This is a genomic window from Chryseobacterium sp. Leaf201, from assembly GCF_001421435.1.
Taxonomy (GTDB): domain Bacteria; phylum Bacteroidota; class Bacteroidia; order Flavobacteriales; family Weeksellaceae; genus Chryseobacterium.
Genome location: NZ_LMKA01000144.1, coordinates 1 through 9,027 on the forward strand (window position 1 = coordinate 1; position 9,027 = coordinate 9,027).

Sequence of the window (9,027 nt, forward strand, 5' to 3'; positions counted from 1 at the left end):
ATTTCTATTAATATTAATACTGGTCTTATAGGATTTTTATTCATTTTTAAGTTTTTTTAAATAATAAAAAACCGATCAAACAATCACTTTACAGAGATTGTTTGATCATTTATGTATTTTTTTTACAGATGGGAAACAAGCCAACATACACCAACTCCAATAGCAACACCTGCAACGTATGCCACTGCAACAGGAGTAGCACCACCAGCAATCATTTCTAGTTGTTCTTCAGTGAGCTCCAATTCATCCAAATCCATTTTTGCAGGAATGTTAAAATAGATTACAGACTCATCAGACTGATCTTCTACAACAATTTTCTTATCAAGGTTTGATAATTTCTTTCCTGTTACTTCCTCGATCGTAGATACTGGATTTTTAATTAACTGATCTTTGAAAGTAGAACTTTCCCAAGCTTTATTTGCTAAAACTTTTATTAATTCTTCTCCTTTTTCTAAATTTTGTAATGTATAATTCATGGTATAATATTTTAAAAAAAATGTAATTTATTGATAATTTATCCTTGGTGCGTAGCTGCCCAAATAGCTATTCCTAGACCAATACCGTATAAAAGTGCTGCTGGAGTAACTCCGCCTGCAACTTGTTCTAACTGCTCTTCTGTAAGTTCTAGGCTATTAATATCAATTTTTCTTGGTATATTAAAATAAACTACAGATTCATCCATTTGATCAACTACAACCAACTTTTGACCATTAGGTAAGTTAATTTTGCGACCTGTAAGTTTCTCCATTGTTTCTACTGGCTGTTCAAGCAATTCTTTTTTAAATTGAGCATCTTCCCAAGCTCTTTCTATTACTTGGGCATTTAATTGTTTTTCTTGTGATTCCATTTTTATTATTGTTTTAAATGATTATTAAATATTAAAGTTTTTTACTGGTGGTTCAGGAACTGTCGGACTTGGAGTAAAGATGATTGTAGGTAAAACAACCGTTAATCCAGGATAAATATGTGCTCCTCCTGCTACAGCCTCCAGTTGCTGTTCGCTTAATTCTAAATCATCAGCTTTTTTTGTTTCTGCAGGAATATTAATGTAAGCGGTAGACTCATCTGTCTGGTCTCTCACCACAAGAGTTTTTCCTTCTGGTAATTTTAATTCCTGACCAAAATATTTCTTAACTGTAGCTATTGGATCTGCTGTTAATTCTTTCTTAAAAGCAGCGTCTTCCCAAGCTTTTTGTACGATCTCTGCGTATATTTTTTGTTCGTGTGTAAATTCCATGATAGATTATTTAATATTTTTGAAAAATTGTGATGATTGTAACTATAGTTAAAGTTATTGCAAAACACGCAACTGCTTCCAGATGTTCATCTGATAATTCTAATTCATCTACAATAATGTTATTCTGTTCTAGTAAATCAGAATCTAATTGTTACTGAACCACTTCCCTGATAAAATATTTTATCTAGATGGTTGTAGTGAAGATATCCTTAGGGAAAGGAGAAGTCGGTTTAGGAGGAAAAGTAGGTGTACATCCACTGCCGTCTGGACCAGCCCATACTCCACCTGCAACAGCTTCTAATTGATCTTCATTCAACTCTACGTCTGCATTTTGCTGTGGCGGAAGATTAATGAATACAATAGATTCGTCAGTTTGATCTCTTACTACAAAAGTTTTTCCTTCCGGCAAGTTCATTTTTTTTCCTGTCAATTTTTCAATTGCTTCTACAGGGTTTGCTAGTAATGCTTTTTTAAATTCAGCATCTTCCCATGCTTTTTGTACGATTTCTGCGTACACATTTTGTTCTTGAGTAAATTCCATGTTGTTAAATTCTGTTTTTGATTATTGTTAAATTTTATGATTTGACTGTCTGTTTATAGAAGTTTACCTCCTCCAAGAAAATTCATAATTGCAGCACCAATATTATCTACTATCTCAATTCCTCCGGAGACCGCTTCTAACTGATTTTCATTCAATTCCACATCTTCAAAGTTTGGTTTTGCAGGGATATTGATGAAAACCTGAGATTCGTCGGTTTGATCACTAACAACTAACTTTTTTCCTTTAGGGAGTATTAATTTTTCACCGGTAAGCTTCTCAATTGCAACAATTGGGTTTTCAATCAATTGTTTTTTGAAGTCTGCGTCATCCCATGCTTTTTGCACGATTTCAGCATATACTTTTTGTTCGTGTGTAAATTCCATTTTCAATTTTTTTGATAATTATGTAATTTTTTAAGACACCAACCAGGTTCCTATTTTCACACCTGTATTAAAAGCCCAATTAGTAACAGTTGTTAAAGGATCCGCTCCTCCTGCTACAGCTTCTAACTGCTCATCATTCAGTTCTGCATCATCAGCATTTACTTTTGCAGGAATATTGATAAAAACCTGAGATTCATCTGTCTGATCTTTTACAACCAAAGTTTTTCCTTCCGGTAAGTTTAATTTTTTTCCTGTCAGCTTTTCGATGGCAGCTTTAGGATTTTCCATTAATTCTTTTTTGAAATCTGCATCATCCCATGCTTTCTGTACGATTTCAGCATATATTTTTTGATCTTGAGTAATTTCCATGATTATTTTTTTTATTATAACTTGATAAAGTTTTTAATATCTGTAAATAAAGAGTTTACAATATCTCCCATTACATTTTGTCCTCCTCCTGCGATATCTTCCAACTGATCTTCAGAAAGCTCCATGTTCTCAAAATCTGGTTCAGCAGGAATATTCATGTAAACTTTTGAATTGTCGCTTTGATCTATTACAATTAAAGTTTTTCCTTCCGGCAGAACAATTTTTACTCCTGTAAAATTTTCAATCGTATTTACCGGATCTTCTATTAAGTTTTTTCTGAAAGTCTGATCTTCCCACGCTTTGGAAAGGACTGACTGTAATACTTCTTGTTCTCTTCTTGATTCCATTTTCTGTTTTCTTTAATGTAAATGTAAAAAGGTTAACTTGTATAATTCAGCCAAAGAAACTGAGAAATCTGTCTGTAATTTCAATTGCTGCTTTTTGTATGTTGCAACCTTACCGCTTTTCCTTTATTGTAAAATTAGAAAGGATAATCTTTATAATTCAGCCAAAAAAACCGATAGATCTGTCTGTAATTTCAATTGCTAATTTTCTTTCTTAGCTTATTTTTCGCTTTTCTTATAATGTAAATTTAGAAAGCTTAATCGACATAAATCGGCCAAAAAAACTGAGAAATTTGTCATTAAATAGAATTTTTAGGAATTGCCGTATTATTTTCAAAAACAAAATACATTTTCACTTCACCTTTCCCTTTTGCCTGAATCATTCCTCTATATTCAAAAAAGAAATCAGGTTCGTTTTTAATAAGATTATATAATGATTCGCTGATGTTTACTTTTCCTACTTCGCCGCTGCTCTCCATCCGGCTTGCCGTATTTACGGTATCTCCCCAAACATCATACTGAAACTTTTTCACCCCAACAATTCCCGCTACAATGGGTCCTGCGTGGATTCCAAGTCTCATTTCAAACGTTGTTTTACCATTATTGTCATTCATCTGCTTTCTTTCAGACATGAATTTCTGCATATCAATTCCTGCAGATACAATATTTTTTAATGAATTAACATCAGGTTTAGGAATTCCTCCGGCTGCCATGTATGCATCACCGATGGTTTTAATTTTTTCAATATTGTATTTGCCACAGATCATATCAAAAGCTTTAAAACAGACATTAATTTCTTCTACAAGATCCTGCGGAGAAAGTTTTTCTGATGTTTCCGTAAATGATTTGAAATCGGTAAAAAGAATAGAGACTAAGTTGAAATTTTTTGCATTTACATAACCGTTTGCTTTAAGCTCTTCTGCGATCTCTTCCGGAAGGATATTTAAAAGCAATCTTTCAGAATTATCTTTTTCAACTTTAATAGCTGCTCTGGATTTTCTTACGAAATTTAATCTGTTCCATAAACCTGCTGCAACCACAAGAATAAAACCTAAGGAAATAACAATGATATTCCGCTGTTTTTCTCTTTCCTGAATTTCTTCCGTATGTTTCAGTTTTATGAGATGTGCTTTTCTGACGTTGGAAAGACTGTCTACGAGCTGTTGTTTCTGAAACTCCATATTCATCATGCGGTTAGATGTTTCTTCCGATTGCAGATCTTCCTCAAAAATGTTTACTTTCTCATAGAAAGTGAGTGCTTTTTTATCCTGTCCTAAAGATTTATAAGCTTTATACAAACATTCGCAAGCATCTTTTTTTGCTGAAACAGCACCTAATTTTTCTGCGATCTTTAGGCCTGACTCACATGTATTAACCGCTACCTGATTTTTGCCCAACTTATGGAATATATTGCCAATTGCTATTTGTGAATCACTTTTATACTGTAAACTGTTGATTTCAGCAGAATATTGTAAACAGAGATTATAATAGGAAAGCGATTTTACGTAATCAGACTGATCGTAGAATAATTCTCCCAGATTTGACAATACTTCTATTTTTATCTGTTTATCATTTACTTTATCAGAAATTATGAGCGCCTGATTAAGACTTGCAAATGCTTTTTGGTAATTTTTTTCTTTTATATAGACAAACCCTATTGCATTTGAATTTTGGGCAATCGCTTTTATATCATTCAGTTTTTTATAGATAGAGTACGATTTATGGTAGTATTTCATTGCATTAGGATAGTCCTTAACTTTAGAATAAATTCCGCCAATGTTTTGAGTTGTTGCTGCCGTTATTCTTTCGTCACCAATTTCTTCCTGAATGATAACCGCCTGTTTATAGAGATCTAATGCTTTCAGATAATTACCTAAATAGTAATAAACGCCACCCATATTATTTAATATAGATGATATTCCTTTTTTATAACCTGCTCTTTTATAAGTCTGAATACTTTTATTAAAAAAGATCAGTGCCTTAGAATAATTTCCCTGGTAATAATATGTTGTCCCGATATAGCTGTAGCAATCGCCTATATTTTTGAATTTGCCGAGACTTTGATACAATTCTAAACTTCTCTCGAAGAAAATCAAAGATTGTGGAAAATTTCCACTATCCTGATTTTTTACACCTAAATTAAATAGACTGTCTGCTGATTTCCGGCTTTGTGATGTAGAAGAAATTTCCAATCTTTTATTTTCTTTTGTCTGTGCATTAGTAAGGGTTGTTCCAATAATCAGTGAAAGGAAAAACAATATATAAATCCAAAATTCTTTCATGCCAAAAAATGTTTTAATTAAACATAAAACGTACATATTCAAAGTTCTAGAATATATACGTTTTTACAGTTGAGTCCTGATAAAATCTTAGGCCTTAATTTCCACCAAATAAATTCCCTTCGTAATTAATTGGTTTTACCATCACGGGCGGAGTTCCCTCTCCTCCAGAAACAACTTCCAACTGCTCTTCGTTCAATTCCATATCTTCCATATCCGGTTCGGCAGGAATGTTTATGAAAATAGTAGAAGCATCAGATTGGTCTACAATTGAAAGATTTTTTCCTTGGGGAAGATTAAAAGAATGTCCCAGAAAGTTTTCAATTGTTGAAACCGGCTTTTCAATCAGACTCCGCTTAAATGCAGAATCGCTCCAGGCTTTCTGTACAATAGCCTGTAAAACTTGTTGATCATTTGTTGAGCTCATTTTTTTATTTTTATATTAAACATAAACTGACTACGTAAAAGTAGAATAATCAACAATGAGAGTATCGCCATTATCACTGACATTTCAAACAAGATGTTAATATTATTATGATGAACCTATTTAAACTTTTAATTTCTTGGAAAACAAAATAGAAAAATCAAGATAATGCAGATTAATCTATGTGATATCAAATATTTCATATTTTACTAACAAGGCTTTGAAACTATCCAGCAATGCATTGGCTTTTTTTTACCGGAACGGCACTGTGCAGCTTCCCGTTGATATCCAAAGCATATCCGCCGGCATTAACGCCTTCCGGAAGCGGAAAGATCAGATGCCCTTCTCTTAACCGATTGGAATTGTTTTTAAAACCATTGTTACGACATGGATAGAGAGACTGCCTGCGATCTTGGTTCCGATTATTAACTTCTGAAGGATAACCTGCTTATTTTTTGCATATCCGCCTTTTCCATCCGCCGTTTCGATCACCGGAATTTGTGCCATACAGAACAAAGGAAAAAACAACAGGAATTGTATATAAAGCTTTCATTTTTTATAAAGTCTACGATTAATAAACAAGATTTAACGGTCTCCGCCATCTTTCCATTTTGCCGGGTACAGGATAAATATACCACGGAATTTTTTAATTTAAAACATCCTGGCCGGCTGTGACCGGTTTTGGCAGGTTTTGGCAGGTTTTGACCGGGTGTACTGCACCTTTCTTCGGGAGTCCTTCGGGAACTCTTCGGTAGTTGTTCGGAAAAAAGATGTTTTTTCCGAACAACTACCGAACAAGTATCGAACAAGACCCGAAGAAAAGCAGCACTAATCAGCTCAAAATGATCTTCTATTCCGTAAGTTGCCCACCAATAGGTTTCCATCAGTATTTTTATCTTTTCATAAGAATAAAATTTAAAATGCAGGCACTGAATTCCGGTCTCATCCGTGAATAATTTATACATTCAGGGAATAAAATATCCGGGTGAACGGGATTTACAGGATAATTTTTTACCTTTACCATTCAATGAATTAACACAAATGGCTTTATCTTTAAGCCTTTAAAATTTGATAACCGCTATGGAAAAGAAAATACATCAGGGAAGAAATGTGAAACGCTTCAGGGAAATGCTCGGCATCAAGCAGGATGCTCTGGCCTTTGACCTGGGCGAAGAATGGAACCAAAAGAAAATTTCCGTCCTCGAGCAAAAGGAAGTCATCGAAGATCATCTTCTAAAAGCCATTTCTAATGTCCTGAAAATTCCTGTAGAGGCTTTTCAGAATTTTGATGAAGAACAGGCGGTAAATGTTATTGCAAATACATTCAATGATGGTTCATTCTTAAATACAGGACACACTCCAACATTTAATGTTAATCCAATTGATAAGTTAATTCAGCTTCACGAGGAAAAGATTGCATTATATGAAAGGATGCTGAAGGAGAAGGATGAGATGATGGCTAGGCTGGAAAAGCTGATCAACAAATAAAAATATAAGTAATTCGGGATAATTACTTTTTCATTGATACGGCTCAGCTATGATGGTTGAGCCACATAAATACAACTTAATGAAATCCATTAAAAGTAAAAGCCAAACATTCAATTTTTCATATATCAAAACATTGAATAACAGAATTTTACATAATCAAAAAGACATATTAAAAAAATAAATTATTTAACAGCTTCTAATTCAGAGAATTTTATCTCATCTCTTCTAAATATAAGCTTCTTTTTTTTGCTTTATCAAACATAAAAAGATAGTTTTCTGTCATACCAATTAGCAATAGATTTTTATCTTCTCTATATAATATCTCATTAATTGTAAAACTTAACGTTTCACGATTCTGTCCATTGCTGTACCTGATTTTATAGAAATCCTGAATAGCTTTACCTATGGTTAAAAATAACATGATGACAGCAAATATCTAATTAACTTTTGAAACTTAATATTTCCCTTTTTAACGTAAGCATAAATTGCTGCAAAACCAATTATCCATGTAGCTAAAACATCTATTCTAAACTCTTCAATACAGGAAATTATAACAAATCCTAAAATACCTGCAAGTAACAAAATACTAAGTCCTCTATCTTCAGGGACTTTATCAAAGATATAAACTTTGGAAAAAAATATATGACTTACCAAGAAGAACAAGCAAATTAATGCAAGTGCCATTAAATATTGCACACTAAGTAAAATAACTTCACTTAGATTTAAATAATTAATAATATTAATATTCCAAAAAAAATAATAAGATAAAGTATAGACAATTCCAATAGAAGACATATATAGAGACATAGTTGCCAGATTTTCTTTTACATAATCCATAAAAGATTTTATGTCAAGCTTTTGATTTTCATCCATTACTAACTATTAAAAATTTAAGTTTATCATAACTAATTAAAAGCTATTTTTTATTTGTCAATATGTGTGCAAAAATATTTATCCAAAATAATTCTTATTTAAGTTCTTCTAATTTAATAAACCTCATCAAATTTATTCCTAAATTAGAAAGTATTTCTCTTCTTTCATCAATTTGGTTTTCATTACGATATGAAACTATCCATTCTGCATTACTAGAAACTGATTCTTTTATTTTATGAAAATATTTCATATCTACTTCTGACATTGAATGACCTAACACAAACACTTTAGTAATATTGCTTAAACTGCTGAAAAAAGCAAGATTTTCGTTGATAATAGTATCTGTATTTTTATAGGTATCAACAAAATATTGATCTAATATCTTATCACCTTCAGTAACTCTAACATCATCCATATCTTCATAATAATCATAGTAATCATTTTCATTGTCTTCACTATTATCAATTACTTTTGGTGGAGTTTGTTGTTTAACATGAGGAGTCCTACCATGTCCTAAAATCAATACAGATTCCATATCTATAGCTTTATTATGAATATACAATATATGATTATATGGAATATTATAAATTTGTTCCAATGTTTTAGTATAATTAAAATTTATAAATTGAGCTGACTCGGGTAAAGTCATCTCTTTAATATAAGGAATTTGCAAGCCCAATATCCATCTTATAAATTCCTCTTGTAATTGAATTGTAACAACATCAATTGCCTGCTGTACTTCATATTGGTAATCATGATGATATGCATCAGACCAGTCTTCAGCACCATAACCAACAAGAAATTGAGATGCATCATCAATAATTTTATCAGTATCAAGGTAGGCAAGTGTTCCTTCAAAATCAGACCATAAAGAATCTGCATCAAAGTAATATTCTAAAGCTTGAAATAACTTTTTATCCGTTTCTTTAACGAATTCTTTAAAATCTGAATATCCTGAAGGAATTCCATGAAACATATCGAATCCATTTCCGATAATAAATAATGTTTGATTCATATTTTTAATTTATTAGTTTTTTATAGATTTTGATTAGCTCAATATATTAATCAAAACTTCTTTCATTTATTTTT

13 protein-coding genes are annotated in these 9,027 nt (G+C 32.0%); 1 reads left to right on the forward strand and 12 read right to left on the reverse strand.

Annotation, left to right across the window (positions count from 1 at the left end):
• Positions 1-122: 122 nt before the first annotated feature.
• The 10 genes from ASE55_RS19700 to ASE55_RS20420 all read right to left on the reverse strand — a co-directional run bounded on the left by ASE55_RS19700 (position 123) and on the right by ASE55_RS20420 (position 6,084).
• Positions 123-476: a class IIb bacteriocin, lactobin A/cerein 7B family gene (locus ASE55_RS19700; RefSeq protein ID WP_056223655.1), complete on the reverse strand. Its 354-nt coding sequence runs from the start codon at positions 474-476 to the stop codon at positions 123-125.
• A gap of 38 nt (positions 477-514) precedes the next feature.
• Positions 515-847, reverse strand: a complete 333-nt coding sequence (locus ASE55_RS19705) for a class IIb bacteriocin, lactobin A/cerein 7B family (RefSeq protein WP_056223657.1) — start codon at positions 845-847, stop codon at positions 515-517.
• Positions 848-871: 24 nt separating this feature from the next.
• On the reverse strand, positions 872-1,237 hold the full coding sequence (locus tag ASE55_RS19710) for an NHLP leader peptide family RiPP precursor (RefSeq protein ID WP_056223660.1): 366 nt from the start codon (positions 1,235-1,237) through the stop codon (positions 872-874).
• A 184-nt stretch (positions 1,238-1,421) separates the two neighbouring features.
• Positions 1,422-1,778 carry an NHLP leader peptide family RiPP precursor gene (locus ASE55_RS19715; protein ID WP_082474739.1) on the reverse strand — a complete coding sequence of 119 codons (357 nt, stop codon included), beginning with the start codon at positions 1,776-1,778 and terminating at the stop codon, positions 1,422-1,424.
• Between the two features lie 53 nt (positions 1,779-1,831).
• Positions 1,832-2,161: an NHLP leader peptide family RiPP precursor gene (locus tag ASE55_RS19720; protein ID WP_056223662.1), complete on the reverse strand. Its 330-nt coding sequence runs from the start codon at positions 2,159-2,161 to the stop codon at positions 1,832-1,834.
• A 30-nt stretch (positions 2,162-2,191) separates the two neighbouring features.
• Positions 2,192-2,530 carry an NHLP leader peptide family RiPP precursor gene (locus ASE55_RS19725; protein ID WP_056223664.1) on the reverse strand — a complete coding sequence of 113 codons (339 nt, stop codon included), beginning with the start codon at positions 2,528-2,530 and terminating at the stop codon, positions 2,192-2,194.
• A gap of 14 nt (positions 2,531-2,544) precedes the next feature.
• The gene (locus ASE55_RS19730; RefSeq protein ID WP_056223666.1) at positions 2,545-2,877 is read right to left on the reverse strand and encodes an NHLP leader peptide family RiPP precursor; all 333 of its coding nucleotides are present in this window, start codon (positions 2,875-2,877) and stop codon (positions 2,545-2,547) included.
• Between the two features lie 296 nt (positions 2,878-3,173).
• Positions 3,174-5,156, reverse strand: coding sequence for an adenylate/guanylate cyclase domain-containing protein (locus tag ASE55_RS19735; RefSeq protein WP_185116309.1), 1,983 nt, complete (start codon positions 5,154-5,156; stop codon positions 3,174-3,176).
• A gap of 94 nt (positions 5,157-5,250) precedes the next feature.
• Positions 5,251-5,580: an NHLP leader peptide family RiPP precursor gene (locus ASE55_RS19740; RefSeq protein WP_056223668.1), complete on the reverse strand. Its 330-nt coding sequence runs from the start codon at positions 5,578-5,580 to the stop codon at positions 5,251-5,253.
• A 345-nt stretch (positions 5,581-5,925) separates the two neighbouring features.
• Positions 5,926-6,084, reverse strand: a complete 159-nt coding sequence (locus ASE55_RS20420; RefSeq protein WP_157844679.1) for a hypothetical protein — start codon at positions 6,082-6,084, stop codon at positions 5,926-5,928.
• Between the two features lie 573 nt (positions 6,085-6,657).
• Here ASE55_RS20420 and ASE55_RS19745 point away from each other — a divergent pair.
• Positions 6,658-7,065: a helix-turn-helix domain-containing protein gene (locus ASE55_RS19745; RefSeq protein ID WP_056223669.1), complete on the forward strand. Its 408-nt coding sequence runs from the start codon at positions 6,658-6,660 to the stop codon at positions 7,063-7,065.
• A gap of 408 nt (positions 7,066-7,473) precedes the next feature.
• On the opposite strand, the gene ASE55_RS19755 is transcribed toward ASE55_RS19745, so the two are convergent.
• Together ASE55_RS19755 and ASE55_RS19760 are read right to left on the reverse strand one after the other, a co-directional pair.
• Positions 7,474-7,938 (reverse strand): hypothetical protein, encoded by a 465-nt coding sequence (locus ASE55_RS19755; protein WP_056223672.1) that lies wholly within the window; start codon positions 7,936-7,938, stop codon positions 7,474-7,476.
• 94 nt (positions 7,939-8,032) lie between these two features.
• A complete protein-coding gene (locus tag ASE55_RS19760; protein WP_056223674.1) occupies positions 8,033-8,953 on the reverse strand; it encodes a bacteriophage abortive infection AbiH family protein in 921 nt (306 codons plus the stop codon).
• Between the last annotated feature and the right edge of the window lie 74 nt (positions 8,954-9,027).

Excerpts from the sequence above, each read along its gene's own strand:
- ASE55_RS19755 (WP_056223672.1), bottom strand. The coding sequence starts at position 7,938 with ATGGATGAAAATCAAAAGCTTGACATAAAATCTTTTATGGATTATGTA.
- ASE55_RS19725 (WP_056223664.1), bottom strand. The coding sequence starts at position 2,530 with ATGGAAATTACTCAAGATCAAAAAATATATGCTGAAATCGTACAGAAA.
- ASE55_RS19715 (WP_082474739.1), bottom strand. The coding sequence starts at position 1,778 with ATGGAATTTACTCAAGAACAAAATGTGTACGCAGAAATCGTACAAAAA.
- ASE55_RS19710 (WP_056223660.1), bottom strand. The coding sequence starts at position 1,237 with ATGGAATTTACACACGAACAAAAAATATACGCAGAGATCGTACAAAAA.
- ASE55_RS19760 (WP_056223674.1), bottom strand. The coding sequence starts at position 8,953 with ATGAATCAAACATTATTTATTATCGGAAATGGATTCGATATGTTTCAT.
- ASE55_RS19705 (WP_056223657.1), bottom strand. The coding sequence starts at position 847 with ATGGAATCACAAGAAAAACAATTAAATGCCCAAGTAATAGAAAGAGCT.
- ASE55_RS19735 (WP_185116309.1), bottom strand. The coding sequence starts at position 5,156 with ATGAAAGAATTTTGGATTTATATATTGTTTTTCCTTTCACTGATTATT.
- ASE55_RS19740 (WP_056223668.1), bottom strand. The coding sequence starts at position 5,580 with ATGAGCTCAACAAATGATCAACAAGTTTTACAGGCTATTGTACAGAAA.
- ASE55_RS20420 (WP_157844679.1), bottom strand. The coding sequence starts at position 6,084 with ATGGCACAAATTCCGGTGATCGAAACGGCGGATGGAAAAGGCGGATAT.
- ASE55_RS19745 (WP_056223669.1), top strand. The coding sequence starts at position 6,658 with ATGGAAAAGAAAATACATCAGGGAAGAAATGTGAAACGCTTCAGGGAA.
- ASE55_RS19720 (WP_056223662.1), bottom strand. The coding sequence starts at position 2,161 with ATGGAATTTACACACGAACAAAAAGTATATGCTGAAATCGTGCAAAAA.
- ASE55_RS19700 (WP_056223655.1), bottom strand. The coding sequence starts at position 476 with ATGAATTATACATTACAAAATTTAGAAAAAGGAGAAGAATTAATAAAA.
- ASE55_RS19730 (WP_056223666.1), bottom strand. The coding sequence starts at position 2,877 with ATGGAATCAAGAAGAGAACAAGAAGTATTACAGTCAGTCCTTTCCAAA.